The following is a 17,088-nucleotide window of genomic DNA, read 5'->3' as shown; positions in this document are numbered from 1 at the left end:
AACGACCCCATCATAATAAAATTTAAAAATACCAATTATGTCAAAATATGTTCCTAATAAATATAATATTAAAGAAAAAAAAGGATGATGAAAATATATTGGGTCAATTAAAAGATTTAGAAGAAGAAACAAGTGAAAAGTATGAAGTTAGTATAGTAGGTGATATAGGGGTGAGATTTCCTTACCCCTATCAATGATATGTTCGTTTAATTTGAAAAGGATTCCTCACTCTTTTCCAAATTAAATTTCGTCTATCTGTTATGGCATTGTTGCGTGGCTCCGATGTCATTTTTAGCTAAAAGCAGGAATCCAGGAAAAAAAGCATAAATACAGCAAATTTTTAAAATTAAAAGCTTAGGTTATCTTGCTTTATACTAGATTCCTGCTTTCGCAGGAATGACATCCAAGACGTTTTTTGATCCACGCAACAATACCTCCCGTGGACAAGCCACGGGATGATAGTAGCAAGATTGACTCCACGGGATTTATCCAACTGCCTGTTGGAGAATTTGTTCATTATTATTTCTCACTGCCAGCATTCATAGCTAGACTTGCTGAGACGAATTTTTCAAGATCGCCATCAAGTACGCCCTTAGTGTCAGATGTTTCGTAATCGGTGAGTAAATCTTTCACCATTTGGTATGGCTGCAACACGTACGATCTAATCTGATGTCCCCAGCTGTTATCAGTTTTAGCGGCATTCTGCTCATTGACGCTATCAGTACGTTTTTGCATTTCAAGCTCATAAAGCTTTGCTTGTAGCATTTTCATAGCTTGAGCTTTATTTTTATGTTGCGATCTGTCACTTTGGCATTGTGTAACTATGCCGGTCGGTATGTGAGTGATACGCACAGCTGAATCGGTGGTATTAACGTGTTGTCCTCCCGCTCCTGATGCTCTAAAAGTATCGATTCTTAAATCTTTATCCTCAATAGTAATTGCTATATTGTCGTCAATTTCCGGATATACCCAACTACTTGCAAAGCTGGTCATGCGTTTACCTGCTGCATTAAACGGCGAAATACGCACCAGCCTATGCACCCCTGCTTCAGTTTTAAGCCAGCCATAAGCACGCTTGCCGATTATCCTAATCGTGCATGATTTGATGCCTGCTTCTTCGCCGTTAATCATATTGATTATCTCAGTTTTAAAGCCTAATCTTTCGGCAAAACGTAAATACATACGCATCATGATAGACGCCCAATCATGGCTTTCTGTTCCGCCGGCTCCGGCATTTATTTCCAAAAAGCAGTTATTATTATCGGCTTCACCTGAAAACAAACATTCAGTTTCAAATTTTGCTGCAATAGTGCTTAAGGATTGTAAATCTTTCTCAACTTGCTGCATTATCTCTAGATCATTTGCGGCTTCAGCCATTTCTTCAAGCTCTAACGCATCTTTTAGATTAGATTTAATTTTATTATAAGCTCCTAATTGTTCTTCTAGAGTGCTTTTTTCTCGCAGTAATTTTTTAGCACTAGCCTGATCATTCCATAGATCAGGATTTGCTGTTAGCTCTTCTAACTCTGCTAATCTAGCTGCTGATGTTTCGACGTCAAAGTGACCTCCGAAGCAGTTCTAAAGAGTGCTCAATTTTCTTAACGTAATTCTCTATTTCCGCTCGCATTATTTTTTCCTGTTATATATTTTAGTTTTATTGTATATTATCGTGACTATAGCCGTCATTGCGAGGAAAAACTATAAGTTTTGACGAAGCAATCTCAGGATTTATATTCTATTTTATGAGATTGCCGCGTCGATGCGTTGCATCTCCTCGCAATGACGTATGGTGACAAAACGCAAATTATATCACAATAATTATGAATAATCAAAAATATATAAGAAACTTCTCAATAATCGCTCATATCGATCACGGTAAATCTACTTTAGCTGATCGGTTAATTGAGTATTGTGGTGGCTTGCAAGCTAGAGAAATGAGCCAGCAAGTACTAGATTCGATGGATATTGAAAAGGAGCGTGGTATAACGATTAAAGCCCAAACTGTACGGCTTGTATATAAGGCTAAAGACGGCAACACATATTATTTAAATTTGATGGATACCCCTGGGCATGTTGACTTTGCTTATGAGGTTAGTAGATCGCTTGCAGCATGTGAGGGTTCATTATTAGTGGTTGATAGTACGCAAGGGGTGGAGGCTCAAACTCTTGCTAATGTTTATCAGGCAATTGAGAATGATCATGAAATAGTACCGGTACTTAATAAGATTGACTTACCGGCTTCAGAACCTGAGCAGGTAAAGCAGCAAATAGAGGACATAATAGGGATTGATGCGAGTGAGGCGGTATTGATTTCTGCCAAAAGTGGTATAGGTATTGATTTAGTTTTAGAAGCGATCGTAAATAAGTTGCCTCCGCCAAAAGAGAGTGATACGGATTTTTTAAAAGCACTGCTTGTTGATAGTTGGTATGACCCGTATCTTGGTGTGGTTATTTTAGTGCGTGTTATTGATGGATCGTTACGTAAGAATATGAAAGTCAAAATGATGGCAACGAATTCAGTTTATACAATAGAGAATGTTGGATATTTTACTCCCAAAAAACATATTTCAGATGTTTTAAATGCAGGGGAAATCGGCTTTTTTACTGCTTCTATAAAACAGGTAGCAGATTGTAAAGTTGGTGATACTATTACCGATGAGAAGAAGCCTTGTGAGCAAGCTCTGCCCGGGTTTAAACCAAACTTGCCGGTAGTATTCTGCGGGCTTTATCCGACAGATAGCTCGGAATTTGAGCATTTAAAGGATTCGCTGGCAAAGTTACGTCTTAACGATGCCAGTTTTGAGTATGAAATGGAAAGTTCTTCTGCTTTGGGGGTTGGTTTTAGGTGCGGCTTTTTAGGATTGCTACATTTAGAGATTATACAAGAGCGTTTAAGTAGAGAATTTGATTTAGATTTAATCACTACTGCTCCAAGTGTGGTATATAAAATTCATATGCGGGAGGGTGAAAGTCTAGAGATTCATAATCCTGCCGATTTACCTGATTTGCAAAAAATCGATTCAATGGAAGAACCTTGGATAAAAGCAACTATAATGGTACCTGATGAGTTTTTAGGTGCAGTATTAACGCTTTGTACTGAAAAAAGAGGCATGCAGCTGGATCATAGCTATATAGCAAATAGGACAAAAGTAGTATATAAATTACCCCTAAATGAAATAGTATATGACTTTTACGATCGTTTAAAAAGTTGCTCCAAAGGTTATGCAAGTTTTGAGTGGCAAATGGATACATACGAACCATCTGAGCTTGTTAAACTTGGGATTTTGGTTAACGGAGAGGCAGTTGATGCGTTATCGACAATCGTACATCGCTCTCGTGCTGAGCAGAGGGGTAGGGCTTTGTGTGTAAGGCTAAAGGATTTGATACCAAGACAGCAGATTGATATTGCAATTCAGGCAAGTATCGGCAGTCGTATTATTGCCCGTGAAACTATTAAGGCATTGCGTAAAGATGTGTTATCTAAATGTTACGGCGGTGATATAAGCCGTAAGCGTAAGCTGCTCGAGAAGCAAAAAGCTGGTAAGAAGAGAATGAGGCAGTATGGCAATATCGATATCCCACAATCTGCCTTTATTGCTGCGTTGAAGATAGGGGATGAATAAGCTGTAATAGTTGAGATTTTATCTTACATTTAGTAAAATAAAATGATACTCCTCGCAGCAGAGCTACGAGGTATCTATCCAAAAAGTTTTAACTGTTTTTGTTGAAATGCTTTATAAGAAGGTTTGCCTGAACCTTGATTTTTTACATAATTACGTAATTTCCGCTCATCACCATGTTTACATACTGTGCTCATAAAATATCCTTTACTCCAAAACTCACTTCCCCATAATTTTTCTTTAAGATTTGGATATTTCTTAAACATTTCCTTAGATGTAATACTTTTTATGATTTGAGTTATTTTTGTTGGGCTATACATTGGTATTGACTGTAGTAAAAAATGTACATGATCTTTATCTACTCCTATTTCCAAAAATCTAATTTCATAACGAGCTTCTATGTCCTCACAAATTTTACATAAATAATCGTCTAGTTCCTCTTTGAATATTACTCTTCTATACTTTGCCGGTGTTACTAAATGATATATTAGTACTGTGACATTATCACTTTTATGTATATAACTGCTTTCTTCCATGCATCTAGTATATCACGAAGCAGACCTTCGGGGAATTAAACCCTAAGAGATTAAAAGTTTAGGTTATCTCGCTTTATACTGGATTCCCGCCTACGCGGGAAGACATTGCCCGCGTGGATCAAAAAACGCCCTCGGTGTCATACGTGTAATAGTTGAGATTTTATCTTACATTTAGTAAAATAAATTAATTATTAAATGGAGATAAGAAATGAACTTAAATCAAAAAATAATAAAGCCAAAATTAGGATTACTAGAACTCGCTAAGAGTCTTGGTAGCATATCATCAGCATGTAAAGCGATGTGATATAGTAGAGATAGTTATTACAGATTTAAAGAACTGTATGAAACTGGTGGTGAAGAAGCGTTGTATGAGATTAGCCGGAAGAAGCCAATAATAGCGAATAGAGTTGATCCAGCGATAGAGAAGGCAGTAATGGATATGGCAATAGAATATCCAGCATATGGACAGATTCGAGTATCAAATGAGCTTAAGAAGAGCGGTATACTTGTATCACCTGGAGGAGTGAGATCAATTTGGTTACGTAATGATTTAAACAATATCAATAAAAGGCTTAAAGCATTAGAAGCAAGGATGGCTCAGGATGGTATTGTACTTACTGAATCTCAGTTACAAGTACTAGAGAAACGACGTAGCGAAAAAGAAGCCCATGGCGAGATTGAGACACAGCATCCAGGTTATCTAGGATGCCAAGATACCTACAAAACTTACGCTATGAGTGGAAGAGTGATAAATTATTGTAAGAATAATTAAACATGTCAAAGAGGAACAGATTGCAAGCAATACCAATTAATAGAACAGATTACTGTCAATTTTTAACAATTAGCCAAAAGAATTATAGTTTAACCTACTACGCTGAACATGCCAAGAAATGTAGCCATGATGTTATTAATAGATTTTTAGAAAATGAAAAATATACTCCTTCTTTGTTATGGGAACACATTAAGAATGATGTTATCTTTTCATCTAACGGATATACAATATTTGATGATACGGTGTTAAACAAAAGGAACACAAAGAAAATAGAGGTTGCTAGATCGCAGTATAGTGGAGCTACAGGTGGAGTTACTACCGGTATAGGAGTAGTGAGTCTTGTATATTATAACCCCGATATTGATAAGTTTTGGGTAATAGATTATCGCATTTTTTCATCTGATCATGATGGAGCGACGAAACTAGATCACCTACTAAAGATGTTCAATAATGCTGTTTATAGTAAAAAGATTCCTTTTCAAACTGTACTTTTTGACACATGGTATGCTACACACAAAATTATGCAACATGTTGACTCCTTGGGCAAATATTATTTGCCCCTATTAAAGCCAATAGAAATGTTAGTAAAACGTGTGATTACGAGCCTTATAAAGCTGTTAGCAAGTTGACGTTTTCAGATGAAGAAATTAAGAATGGAATGGAGATTCATATAAAAGGATTTGCCAAAAATAAGCATGTTAATTTGTTTAAATTTACTGTTTCTACCAACAGAGTTGATTATGTTGTTACCAATAATAAAACTCAAAAATCTTCTAAAGCTGCACAAGATGAGTTTGGCTTGCGATGGGTAATTGAGAGCATGCATAGAAAAATTAAGCAACTGACTGGTATAGAACGTTGCCAATGCAGAAAACAGCGTATCCAACGTAATCACATTAGTTGTGCATTTCTAGTTTGGGCTTTTCTCAAAAGAACTGCAAATAAAATAGGTAAAACGGTCTACCAAATAAACGCGAGTTTCGTATTAAGATGCCTAAATTATAGTTAAGGAATTTGCCACAATCCTGATTTTTTAAGGCTTTTGGGAGATTGGATAAGTTTCATACTGTAATAATTGGAGTCAAAAAAGACAAATTGCTGAAAATTTATGCATTTTAAGCCCATTTTATAACAAAAACAGTATTATCAATATCCACCGTAACCCAGTATTTATCAGCTATACAGCGACTTTATGAATACGAAACTCGCGTAAATAAAGTTAGGGCTTTTAGATGACTATATGCAACAACAGCTTCGTTCTCCATCTTTACGATATTTAGAACCAAACATAGCGTAAGTTTTGTAGGATGCCAAGATACATATTATGTAGGAAATTTTAAGGGTATAGGTAAGGTTTATTCTCAGGTATTTATTGATAGCTATAGCAGAGTAGCTGATGCTAAACTATATACTGATAAAACAGCTTTAACTGCTGCTGATATGCTTAATGACCGCGTGTTACCATGGTATGAAACTCAAGGCATACCAATACTTCGTATTCTGACAGATTGTGGGTCAGAATATAAGGGAAATATAGAGCATCATGCTTTTGAATTATTTCTAAGTATCGAAGGTATAGAACATACTATTACTAAAGCATATTCTCCTCAAACAAATGGTATGTGTGAACGTTTTAATAAAACTATGAAACAAGAATTCTTTGATACAGCTATGCGGAAAAAGATCTACACTGATCTTGATGATTTACAATTAGATCTTGATATTTGGTTAGAGCATTTCAATAATGAGCGACCACATTCAGGAAAATATTGTTATGGTAAAACGCCTATGCAAACTTTTAAGGATAGTAAGAAATTAGCTATTGAAAAGAACAATGAAATCTTATATCTTGAATACTCATCTGACAGTCATAATTTATCAGATATTCAGATATAATTTTTATAGTGCCTGTAAGATCAAATCTTGACTTCTACAAATAATAAGGCTTCATCCTACCGAACTAGAAGCAAATAGTATGTCATTCCCGCTTAAGGCTTGCCCTGCGTGGATCATTTTCCCCTGTCATCCCGTGATTTATTCACGGGATCCAGTTAAAAATACTAATAAAATTAGTATTTTTTATTATTTTCTGGATCTAGTTCCCAAGCCACGGTATGACATCAATCACGTTTTTTTATCCACACGGGGCAAGCCTCGTGCAGGAATGACATATGGTTATTAGGATGAAAAAGCAGATTTAAACTAACTATCAAAAAACTCAGATTCAACTATATCCGTTTCACCACCTAAAGAGGTTTGATTTTCTTCAAATGTATTAATTTCCTCAAGAGAAGAGAATTTTAATCTCTTAGGGTTTAATTCCCCGAAGGTCTGCTTCGTGATATACTAGATGCATGGAAGAAAGCAGTTATATACATAAAAGTGATAATGTCACAGTACTAATATATCATTTAGTAACACCGGCAAAGTATAGAAGAGTAATATTCAAAGAGGAACTAGACGATTATTTATGTAAAATTTGTGAGGACATAGAAGCTCGTTATGAAATTAGATTTTTGGAAATAGGAGTAGATAATGTCATTGCTAAAGTAAAAGGGACCAGTAAATTGCACGAAAAAGGGACCAGAGAATTTGGTGTAACCTAATAAGGTTATAATGTGCAATATTCACTAGATAATTAATTAAAATAAATATCTAGTGATACAATGATAAGAATAAATATGTACACAACAATTATCACCCTTTATAAGCAAGGCAATAGTCAAAGAAATATTGCCAAACTAACGAGAATAGACCGTAAAACAGTAAGAAAAATAGTAAACCGTTATGTAGAGTCTGGTACAGAATCTCCTGCACCCTATGAACGATCTTCAGCACTGGATTCTTGGCACGAACAAATAATTGAGTTATTAGAAAAGAATCTAAGTTACATAAGAATTTTTGAAGAGTTAAAAATTCAAGGTTATACAAAAAGTTATGGTTCGCTAACCCGTTATATCAAAAAATATAAGATACAAAATAACAGTTGCATTCGTTTTCATACTTTAGCAGGAGAGGAAGCACAAGTAGATTTTGGTGACATAGGCTTACAGTATAATTCTAAGGGGCGTAGAGTTAAAGCATATGTATTTAATATGCGTTTAAGTTATAGTCGCCTTGATTATTATGAAGTAGTGTTTGATCAAAGTTGTCAAACATGGATACAATGTCATATCAATGCATTTAATTATTTTGCTGGCAGTCCAAAAGTAATAAAACTTGATAATCTTAAAGCTGGAGTGGTAGATAGCAATTTCTATGAGCCCGTATATCAGAAGGAATACAAACGTTTAGCTGATCATTATGGAATTTTACTTTCTCCTTGTCGTGTATATCAACCTCAAGAAAAAGGCAAAGTAGAATCAGGAATAAAGTATGTCAAAAATAATTTTTTTGCTGGACGTAAATTTCATAGATATGAAGAATTAACACATGATCTTGCTAACTGGTTAAATAAAGCAAATAACCGAATACATGGTACTACTAAAAAAATTCCTCAGGAACTATTTGAGCAAGAAGAAAGTAATAATTTAATGCCTTTACCATTAGAAACGTTTGATTTGTCATCGTGGCATAATCGAAAAGTAGCAAAAGATTGTCATATCACCATAGATAATAATTATTATTCCGTACCGGCAAAATATATATACAGTGAGGTACTGGTACAATTATCACCAAAACTTGTTCAAATATTTTCTATCCAAAATGATTTAATAGCAAGGCACGTTAGAACAGATGGCAAAGGAATATTTACCACTAATCCGTCTCATTATGCCAAATATAAACGTCTATGCCCAGGTTTTATAGAATATAGTGAACATTATCAACAACAAATGCAGCAGATAGGAAATAATTGCAGTTTATTATTAGAGTTATTACAACAAACACGAGTAAATGATTGGCAACGTTGTGCTAGAGGTATTATTTCCAGGAGTTTCGCACTTAGAGCCTGTCTTGAAAGTGTATTGAGAACAAAAACAATACACTAATTCATAGCAAGCAGTTTACAATTTGTATAAAAAAGCAGTAATTTTGCTAAAAATTGTAAATTTTTTGATACATCAAACAGTGCTAAAGTAATATGTTGCAGTACTATTTAATGAGCATATTCGTCTTTCAAGATAGGCTCTTAGCAAAGAATATGGTAATCTAGAGAAAAATAGTTTTAGATAAAAATGACAAGATCAAAATGTAGCAAAGATTTATATCAATCGTTTTTACAAGCAAGTAGTGTAAGATATACTGGCAAAGCATTATCTGAAGTAAGCCCAGTAGATCTATCGCACGATAGTGCAAGTCGATGGTTAAAGAGTAAAGATTTTCGCCCTAGCGAAATCTATAGCAAAGTGTCAAAATATCTTGATCTAGAGGAGCCTTGTTTATTAGTAGGAGATGACACCTTATTGTCAAAGCAATACAGTAAGAGGATCGAGCTTGTAAAGTATCAATATTCTGGGGCTGTACATGATGTTATACCTGGTATAGGAATGGTAAACTTACTGCATTACAATACTCAAATTGATCAATCTACTCCTGTAGATTATAGAATATATGATAAAGAAACTGATGGCAAAACAAAGAACGAGCATTTTTGTGATATGCTTACTTTAGCTAAAGAAAGAGGTATCAATCCTGATGCCATAGTCATGGATGCTTGGTATAGTGGTTTGGATAATTTAAAACATATACGTAATTTAGGTTGGATATGGGTTACTAACCTAAGAAGAAATAGAAAAGTTAATCGTAATGTTAGCTTGGACACTTTGGAGATTCCCGATGAAGGGCTAAAAATTCATCTACGTGGATACGGTTGGGTAACGGTATTTAAGTTTGTGGCAAAAAATGGTCGCATTGATTACATAACAACTAATTTAGAAAACCCTACACGTGAGCAAATAGAGAAAATTGTTAAGGCACGTTGGTCTATAGAAGTTTATCATCGAGAATTAAAACAAACTTGTGGTATTGAAAGCTGTCAGGCACGCACGGGTCGAGCTCAAAGAAATCATATTTGCCTTGCTGTATTGGCATGGCTTGATATGAACAAAAGGAGGATAAATGAAAAAATTACTTTATATCAACAAACTTGGGAAGTTATAAAAACATCAATTCAGAATAACATTAGATGGCTTCTAACTGATATGCAATTTTCCTAAGTGCGAAACTCCTGATTTCTTTACGTAAGGTTTACAATGATGAGTTAATAGATAAAGCTTGTCATAGAGCATTACATTACGGTATAAGTTCTTACTCTAAAATTAAAAATATCTTAAATAGTAATGCAGTAAACTTACCATTGCCAGAGTTTGGAGGTCAGAATGCAGAACTTGCTTAATGACCTACGTAGTTTTAGATTATCAGGTATAGTCAATAGCTTAAATGAAAGGATTATTTATGCTCAAAATAATAAACTAGGATTTAAAGAATTTCTCTCACTATTATGTGAAGATGAAAAATCTCACCGTAAGGATAATAATTACCGTCGTCGTAAAAGTGCTGCTAAATTACCAGTCACTAAAAATTTAGAAGACTTTGATTTTCAGTTCCAACCAAGTATTGATGCCAAAGTAATAAGTGATTTATCTACTTGTGATTATATTAATACTAAGGGCAATGTCATATTCATAGGTAATTCTGGAACTGGCAAAACTCATCTTGCTATTGGATTAGCATTAAAAGCTTTAACACGAGAATACTCTGTATATTTTACTACGGTATCGGATATGCTTTATAATTTACATATTGCAAGAGCAGATAATAGCTATCACAAAAAAGTTAAATTACTCTTATCATTTGACTTATTAATTCTTGATGAGTTAGGTTTTAAGCAATTACCAAAACATTCAGTAGATGATTTTTTTAATATTATTGCTAAACGATATGAAAATAAATCTACCATTATTACCACAAACAAGGATTTTGAAAGATGGAATGAAATATTTGCTGATGAGTTATTAACTCATGCAATTATTGATCGAGTAGTACATCATGCACATATACTAAACATCACAGGTAAAAGTTATCGTATTAATAACTATAAATTTGGAGGTCATTTGACATAAAAATTTTTACATATAGTGGTCCCTTTTTCGTGCAATTTACTGGTCCCTTTTTATTTGACAATGACACTAGTATCGTATTTAGTAGGGAAATATGATTTTTATAAAGTAATATGCTCCGGTTCAAATAGAGTTATTATTCAAGCATATAATTTTAATAATACTCTTAACACCAAAAAGACTAATTATCCTAACCATATTTATGCTATAAATACCAAGAACGGAGGAATTTATTCTAAAACTATCGTGTTTAATCGTGGTTTTAGTATTAATTTTAGAATTCATAATGCAAGTAGTAGAGTTGAACCGTCGCTTAAATTTGATATTAATGCAATAGGGCTTCCTATTAATGAAGTTTATCAACATACTTTTGATTATACTGAATCCAACTAAATTAACTATATTACTGAGTTAACAATTATGACAAATAAGATTATATCATTTTTTATACTATGCTTTCTTAGCACTAATTTATTAGCTGATACTAATAAATCGTTAAAGGATATTGCACCCTACCCTGAACCTCTCAACGATCAAAAATGTTATGTAATTTACTTACCTAATAAGCCTAATGAAGAAAATTTAAAAGTAAAATTACAAGCTACAAAAGAGGCAATGAAAGATTGTAATCATGTCTGGTTTGGCGGTAAGCTAGAGGAAAAAACTTTAAGTGGATGGGGGTATAATTATTACTTAATCACAGCTGGCAATCATGCCATGAGTACAATGATGGCATGCCCGAACGTAAAAGCAACTATGCAGCCTGTAAATGTATATTTGGGTGATAAAGCATTTATACGATATAATAGCAAATTACCTATTGTAGTTTATGCTCCAAAAGATGTTAAGTTACAGTATGTTATTTGGAATCAAGATGATATAATTAATGACGCGAAAGAAGAATAGATAAAACTAAATTTATATTCAAGATGGGAACCGCTTTCCACCTTGAATATTCATTATATTAAAGCCTCTTTAAAGAATCGTGTAAATACGATTCCTCAAAGAAAAGAAATTTATTCCTCTTCAACAGCTTCAACTTCTATAACCTCTGGTACGAAATGTTTCAGCATCGATTCAATACCGTTTTTTAAGGTAATAGTAGAGCTTGGGCAACCAAGACATGCACCACGTAATGCTAGCTTTACTACACCATTTTCAAAACCTTTATAAATTATATCACCTCCATCTTGTGCAACAGAGGGACGCACTCTTGTCTCAATAATTTCGATAATTTGCTTTTCTATTTCTGAAAGCCCCTCAAGAATTACAGCATCTACTTTAGCACTTTCTTCAAATACTGGAAAGCCCGCAACGAAATGATCCATAATAACCATTAAAATTTCTGGCTTTATCACTTGCCAATCACTTTCAGCTTCTTTAGTAACAGTTATAAAATCACTACCGAAAAATATTGATTTTACATTATTAATATTAAATAACGATTCTGCAAGTTTACTTCTGCCTTTTACTTCGGCAAGCTCGCTAAAAAATACAGGCTGACTGCTGCTTATTTCTTGCCCAGGAAAAAACTTTATTGCATCAGGATTTGGGGTATCTTCAGTTTGAATAAACATAGTAAAATTACTTTAATAAATTTGCTTGTTATTATAACTTACTAAGGCTATTTTTACAATATAATATGTGAGCAATAAATTTTAAGTATTAAATATATGAACATTAAATTAGATTTTTACGAACAAGATATTGAAGATAATTTTGAAAAACATCAAGAAATTGATGATCCAGCCCTGATTACATTACTTCAAAAAGCCGCAAAAGCACACATTGATAAAAAAATCTATATACTGAAGATACTTCAAAAGTTGGTAAGTCAATAAGCGGTGAGCTAAGCTAGGCGTATAAATAGTGCGTGAGCAAAGGCGAATCTCGAAATTTGGCTTACCAAATCTTGAAGTATCAAAGTTATACTCTAGGTAAATATCTGATTAGAATATATGCTGGTATAAAACAGAAACTTGCAATAGCAAAAAAGTATCCCCAGCCTAAGTAAGTAGCGGCGTAACCGGAAATACTTCCAAACAATACAGTACTAATATAAGCAATAGACGTAATCAAGGCGATCTGCGTTATGCAATATTTAGAGCTACAACATCTTAATTGGTAAGAAAAAAATGGCGACATAGTTAGCCCTTTGGTAAATTCCTGAAAAAAGACTGCTATATAAAGAGTTGTAATAGTTTGACTGTAAGAATAGAGCAATAAAAAAGTTATACTAGATAAGGCATGATAAACCAATACTCTTTTAAAAATATAAGCATATTCATATTTTCGGCATAGAAAACCGCCTATAAATCCTCCAGCTATAGTAGCACACATACCAAAAGCCTTATATCCAAGAGCTAAATCTTTTTTTGCATATCCGATATCAAGATAGAACATATTTGGCATAACCGAAAGAAAATTATCCTGCAAGCGATATAGAAGCATAAAGCCAACAATTATTAACCATTTAGGCTTTTTGATAAAATCATAAAAAGCGTGCCAAAATCTATCAAAATTATTAACAGCTATTTTTTCTTTAAATTTTAGCGGATAGAAAATAATTAGTAATAATGACGGCACACATAAAATCGCCATAGTGCGATAAACTTCTTGCCAAGATATAATAGTTGATAAATATAATGCACCAGAACCTGATATAAGTATACCGATCCTAAATCCACTAGTGCAAGCTGCCTCACTTATTCCCCAATTTTCATTAGTAATAAGTAGCATTTGGGAAGATTGCAAAAGCATATCATAAATAGAGGAAAAAAATGCTAGAATTATCAAACACAAAGAGAATGATATAAAATTAGTAGTGGGATTAAAGCCAGTTAGAATATATACGCAACAAATACAGCTAAGCAGTGAAAAGATTAAACAATATTTATATCCACGACTAGATGAGGGTATAAAGCTTATTTTTTCAAGTAATGTGCCCCATAAAAATTTAAATATGTGAATGAAATTAACCAGACTAAAAAGACCGATGGTAATTTTATCAAAACCAGATTCTCGAAGCCAAAAAGAAAGCGTCGAACCGGTAAGTAGATAAATTAAACCACCAGGAAGAGAAATAAATAATATAAATAAAATACTATATATATTTTGTAATCGTGAAAAATTAGAAATTATGAATTTATCCTCTTATAATATGTGTTATTAAGTTGATTGAAAGCGTCATGCTCTTTCTTTGATTACAGAGGTCTGCATCCTAAGATCCCGCAAATAAGTTGCGGGATGACAGACTTTTCTCTTAAGATACTTTACTTGTAGAAGTCAAGATTTGATCTTACAGGCACTATAAAAATTATATCTGAATATCTGATAAATTATGACTGTCAGATGAGTATTCAAGATATAAGATTTCATTGTTCTTTTCAATAGCTAATTTCTTACTATCCTTAAAAGTTTGCATAGGCGTTTTACCATAACAATATTTTCCTGAATGTGGTCGCTCATTATTGAAATGCTCTAACCAAATATCAAGATCTAATTGTAAATCATCAAGATCAGTGTAGATCTTTTTCCGCATAGCTGTATCAAAGAATTCTTGTTTCATAGTTTTATTAAAACGTTCACACATACCATTTGTTTGAGGAGAATATGCTTTAGTAATAGTATGTTCTATACCTTCGATACTTAGAAATAATTCAAAAGCATGATGCTCTATATTTCCCTTATATTCTGACCCGCGATCTGTCAGAATACGAAGTATTGGTATGCCTTGAGTTTCATACCATGGTAACACGCGGTCATTAAGCATATCAGCAGCAGTTAAAGCTGTTTTATCAGTATATAGTTTAGCATCAGCTACTCTGCTATAGCTATCAATAAATACCTGAGAATAAACCTTACCTATACCCTTAAAATTTCCTACATAATATGTATCTTGGCATCCTAGATAACCTGAATGCTGTGTCTCAATCTCGCCATGGGCTTCTTTTTCGCTACGTCGTTTCTCTAGTACTTGTAACTGAGATTCAGTAAGTACAATACCATCCTGAGCCATCCTTGCTTCTAATGCTTTAAGCCTTTTATTGATATTGTTTAAATCATTACGTAACCAAATTGATCTCACTCCTCCAGGTGATACAAGTATACCGCTCTTCTTAAGCTCATTTGATACTCGAATCTGTCCATATGCTGGATATTCTATTGCCATATCCATTACTGCCTTCTCTATCGCTGGATCAACTCTATTCGCTATTATTGGCTTCTTCCGGCTAATCTCATACAACGCTTCTTCACCACCAGTTTCATACAGTTCTTTAAATCTGTAATAACTATCTCTGCTATAGCCCATCGCTTTACATGCTGATGATATGCTACCAAGACTCTTAGCGAGTTCTAGTAATCCTAATTTTGGCTTTATTATTTTTTGATTTAAGTTCATTTCTTATCTCCATTTAATAATTAATTTATTTTACTAAATGTAAGATAAAATCTCAACTATTACACTTTACTTCTTCTTTGACCGTAATTATTACTATTACTCTCAGAACTTCTCTTATTGCCAGAACCGAATCTTTTATTAGAGTTATCGCCTCTTCTATTATTACCAAATGATCTTTTATGATTATTTTTGTTACTTCTAAAGCTCTCTCTAGGAGTAGATTCTCCTTGATTTATTAAACGATCAATAGCACGCCATCTAACCACATCATCAGGTGAAATAAATGACAATGCATTACCTTTAGCACCAGCTCTACCAGTTCTACCTATTCTATGCAGGTAATCTTCCGGACACATCGGTAAATCATAATTAATTACGTGCTGAGTGTGCGGAATATCAAGACCACGAGCAGCCACATCAGTTGCTACCATTATTCTATGATTTGACTTACGGAATGATAAAATTACTCTATCACGTTGACGCTGACTTAAATCACCATGTATAGCTTCTGCTTTATGATTTTCATATCTTAACATTTTAGCTAACTGATCAGCAGAACGTTTTGTTTTTACAAAAATGATTACTGATCCTTCTCTATCACCAAGCTGCTTATTTAATTCAGTAAATTTTTCTTTATCTGTAATATGTACTGACTCCTGTTTTATTTCTGCTGCTGCTTTATTAGTAGCACCTACTGTAATACGTACAGGATTATTTAAATATTTTTGTGAAAGAGAGACAATATGTTTGGGCATGGTAGCAGAAAACATTAAAACTTGTCTTTTTTCCGGCAAGAATTTATTGATTTCTTCTAACTGCTCTTTCATACCCATATCTAGCATTCTATCCATTTCGTCAAGTACAGTTATACCTATACGATCAATTTTTAGGCTTCCACGATTTAAATGATCAATAATACGTCCTGGAGTTCCTATAATTACTTTAGGATTTTTCTTTAATTGCATAAATTGTTTAGGCATAGGTTCACCACCTATCAAAACTGCATTATTTATTTTAAAAGATGTAGTTACTTTGTTTAAGGTAGAACAGATTTGTGTTGCAAGCTCTCTTGTCGGCACTAATATTAAAGTAGTAGTTTTATCTTTAATAAATGCATTAATCACCGGTAACAAGTAAGCTAAAGTCTTGCCTGAACCAGTTTGGCTAGAAGCAAGTATATCAGAACCTGCAATAGCAACCGGAATCGATTGTTTTTGTATTTCGGTCGGCTCTGTTATCTTCATCGCTTCAAGCGTAGTAGTTAATTCTTCAGGTAAATTAAAATTTTTCATTATATAATCCAATAAAGTTTAAGTTAAAATATGCACATTATTGATTGTATAAAAATAACTCACAGCAAAAAATAATGACTTTAGTATCTTTGTATTACAAAAATATACTAATAGCAGCCATTAAATTATCTATAGCATCATCAACAAAATAGCTTTAATTGATTCGAAGTAATAGCGAATCTATTTCAAAAAAATCTTATAATTTACAGCAAATAAAAATTTTAATTAGCTTTAAAATTATTTGTTAATAATACCATAATTATGATATTTTTTTACTTTTAAGCATTAAACCATTCCAATGCTTAAGACATGTATAAGGTTATTATAAGACAAAACAAAATATCTAATATTTTGTTGTAAAAGGTGACGAGGCTATCCAAAATTTAAAAACTTTGGATAGCTGTTTT

Annotated in this window: 14 protein-coding genes and 4 pseudogenes; 12 read left to right on the top strand and 6 right to left on the bottom strand. The window is 33.4% G+C overall.

Annotated features, from left to right (window positions below; translation table 11 throughout):
- Nucleotides 1-47: 47 nt before the first annotated feature.
- Complete coding sequence (locus tag ACOAL3_RS08260) at nt 48-197, top strand: hypothetical protein (protein WP_419234807.1); 150 nt, start codon at nt 48-50, stop codon at nt 195-197.
- 322 nt (nt 198-519) lie between these two features.
- Here ACOAL3_RS08260 and prfB read toward each other — a convergent pair.
- Nucleotides 520-1,627 (bottom strand): peptide chain release factor 2 gene (gene prfB / locus ACOAL3_RS08255; protein WP_419234806.1). Its coding sequence is split into 2 segments (ribosomal slippage): nt 520-1,557 and nt 1,559-1,627, totalling 1,107 coding nucleotides; the frame shifts between segments, so codons are not numbered across the junction.
- Between the two features lie 193 nt (nt 1,628-1,820).
- On the opposite strand from prfB, the gene lepA reads away from it, so the two are divergent.
- Nucleotides 1,821-3,623 (top strand): translation elongation factor 4, encoded by a 1,803-nt coding sequence (gene lepA / locus ACOAL3_RS08250; protein ID WP_395476321.1) that lies wholly within the window; start codon nt 1,821-1,823, stop codon nt 3,621-3,623.
- 74 nt (nt 3,624-3,697) lie between these two features.
- Here the strand turns inward: lepA and tnpA are convergent, their stop codons facing one another.
- Nucleotides 3,698-4,156 (bottom strand): IS200/IS605 family transposase, encoded by a 459-nt coding sequence (gene tnpA / locus ACOAL3_RS08245; protein WP_419234805.1) that lies wholly within the window; start codon nt 4,154-4,156, stop codon nt 3,698-3,700.
- Nucleotides 4,157-4,364: 208 nt separating this feature from the next.
- On the opposite strand from tnpA, the pseudogene ACOAL3_RS08240 reads away from it, so the two are divergent.
- From ACOAL3_RS08240 to eco, 9 genes and pseudogenes are all read left to right on the top strand, one after another.
- A pseudogene (locus ACOAL3_RS08240) lies at nt 4,365-4,877 on the top strand (helix-turn-helix domain-containing protein); the annotation flags it as partial.
- Nucleotides 4,878-4,948: 71 nt separating this feature from the next.
- Nucleotides 4,949-5,937, top strand: a pseudogene (locus tag ACOAL3_RS10950) (IS701 family transposase).
- 293 nt (nt 5,938-6,230) lie between these two features.
- Nucleotides 6,231-6,824: pseudogene (locus tag ACOAL3_RS08225) on the top strand (integrase core domain-containing protein); the annotation flags it as partial.
- Nucleotides 6,825-7,282: 458 nt separating this feature from the next.
- Nucleotides 7,283-7,462 (top strand): annotated as a pseudogene (locus tag ACOAL3_RS08220) (transposase); the annotation flags it as partial.
- Between the two features lie 147 nt (nt 7,463-7,609).
- Nucleotides 7,610-8,917: an IS21 family transposase gene (gene istA / locus ACOAL3_RS08215; protein WP_419234802.1), complete on the top strand. Its 1,308-nt coding sequence runs from the start codon at nt 7,610-7,612 to the stop codon at nt 8,915-8,917.
- A gap of 186 nt (nt 8,918-9,103) precedes the next feature.
- Nucleotides 9,104-10,084, top strand: coding sequence for an IS701 family transposase (locus ACOAL3_RS08210; protein ID WP_419234551.1), 981 nt, complete (start codon nt 9,104-9,106; stop codon nt 10,082-10,084).
- A 162-nt stretch (nt 10,085-10,246) separates the two neighbouring features.
- The gene (gene istB / locus ACOAL3_RS08205) at nt 10,247-10,990 is read left to right on the top strand and encodes an IS21-like element helper ATPase IstB (RefSeq protein ID WP_419234522.1); all 744 of its coding nucleotides are present in this window, start codon (nt 10,247-10,249) and stop codon (nt 10,988-10,990) included.
- A gap of 60 nt (nt 10,991-11,050) precedes the next feature.
- Nucleotides 11,051-11,380, top strand: a complete 330-nt coding sequence (locus tag ACOAL3_RS08200) for a HaeIII family restriction endonuclease (RefSeq protein WP_419234801.1) — start codon at nt 11,051-11,053, stop codon at nt 11,378-11,380.
- Nucleotides 11,381-11,407: 27 nt separating this feature from the next.
- Nucleotides 11,408-11,893 carry a serine protease inhibitor ecotin gene (eco, locus tag ACOAL3_RS08195; RefSeq protein WP_419234800.1) on the top strand — a complete coding sequence of 162 codons (486 nt, stop codon included), beginning with the start codon at nt 11,408-11,410 and terminating at the stop codon, nt 11,891-11,893.
- Nucleotides 11,894-12,003: 110 nt separating this feature from the next.
- On the opposite strand, the gene ACOAL3_RS08190 is transcribed toward eco, so the two are convergent.
- Entirely contained in the window at nt 12,004-12,564 is a 561-nt protein-coding gene (locus ACOAL3_RS08190) for a NifU family protein (protein ID WP_395476555.1), read from the bottom strand.
- Between the two features lie 96 nt (nt 12,565-12,660).
- On the opposite strand from ACOAL3_RS08190, the gene ACOAL3_RS08185 reads away from it, so the two are divergent.
- Entirely contained in the window at nt 12,661-12,828 is a 168-nt protein-coding gene (locus tag ACOAL3_RS08185) for a hypothetical protein (protein ID WP_419235674.1), read from the top strand.
- An 85-nt stretch (nt 12,829-12,913) separates the two neighbouring features.
- Here the strand turns inward: ACOAL3_RS08185 and ACOAL3_RS08180 are convergent, their stop codons facing one another.
- From ACOAL3_RS08180 to ACOAL3_RS08170, 3 genes are all read right to left on the bottom strand, one after another.
- Nucleotides 12,914-14,128: an MFS transporter gene (locus tag ACOAL3_RS08180; protein WP_419235629.1), complete on the bottom strand. Its 1,215-nt coding sequence runs from the start codon at nt 14,126-14,128 to the stop codon at nt 12,914-12,916.
- A 175-nt stretch (nt 14,129-14,303) separates the two neighbouring features.
- Entirely contained in the window at nt 14,304-15,389 is a 1,086-nt protein-coding gene (locus ACOAL3_RS08175; protein ID WP_419234799.1) for an IS481 family transposase, read from the bottom strand.
- 59 nt (nt 15,390-15,448) lie between these two features.
- Nucleotides 15,449-16,681, bottom strand: coding sequence for a DEAD/DEAH box helicase (locus ACOAL3_RS08170; protein WP_419234798.1), 1,233 nt, complete (start codon nt 16,679-16,681; stop codon nt 15,449-15,451).
- Nucleotides 16,682-17,088 lie beyond the last annotated feature (407 nt).

It is taken from the genome of Rickettsia endosymbiont of Nabis limbatus (assembly GCF_965196655.1).
GTDB lineage: Bacteria > Pseudomonadota > Alphaproteobacteria > Rickettsiales > Rickettsiaceae > Rickettsia.
Note: the sequence above shows the minus strand (reverse complement) of the source record. Positions and strands in the feature narration are given on the sequence as shown.

Bases quoted from the DNA above. Each gene is read 5' to 3' on its own strand.
- eco (WP_419234800.1), top strand. From the start codon at position 11,408: ATGACAAATAAGATTATATCATTTTTTATACTATGCTTTCTTAGCACT.
- ACOAL3_RS08200 (WP_419234801.1), top strand. From the start codon at position 11,051: ATGACACTAGTATCGTATTTAGTAGGGAAATATGATTTTTATAAAGTA.
- istA (WP_419234802.1), top strand. From the start codon at position 7,610: ATGTACACAACAATTATCACCCTTTATAAGCAAGGCAATAGTCAAAGA.
- ACOAL3_RS08210 (WP_419234551.1), top strand. From the start codon at position 9,104: ATGACAAGATCAAAATGTAGCAAAGATTTATATCAATCGTTTTTACAA.
- istB (WP_419234522.1), top strand. From the start codon at position 10,247: ATGCAGAACTTGCTTAATGACCTACGTAGTTTTAGATTATCAGGTATA.
- ACOAL3_RS08175 (WP_419234799.1), bottom strand. From the start codon at position 15,389: ATGAACTTAAATCAAAAAATAATAAAGCCAAAATTAGGATTACTAGAA.
- tnpA (WP_419234805.1), bottom strand. From the start codon at position 4,156: ATGGAAGAAAGCAGTTATATACATAAAAGTGATAATGTCACAGTACTA.
- ACOAL3_RS08190 (WP_395476555.1), bottom strand. From the start codon at position 12,564: ATGTTTATTCAAACTGAAGATACCCCAAATCCTGATGCAATAAAGTTT.
- lepA (WP_395476321.1), top strand. From the start codon at position 1,821: ATGAATAATCAAAAATATATAAGAAACTTCTCAATAATCGCTCATATC.
- ACOAL3_RS08185 (WP_419235674.1), top strand. From the start codon at position 12,661: ATGAACATTAAATTAGATTTTTACGAACAAGATATTGAAGATAATTTT.
- ACOAL3_RS08170 (WP_419234798.1), bottom strand. From the start codon at position 16,681: ATGAAAAATTTTAATTTACCTGAAGAATTAACTACTACGCTTGAAGCG.
- ACOAL3_RS08260 (WP_419234807.1), top strand. From the start codon at position 48: ATGTTCCTAATAAATATAATATTAAAGAAAAAAAAGGATGATGAAAAT.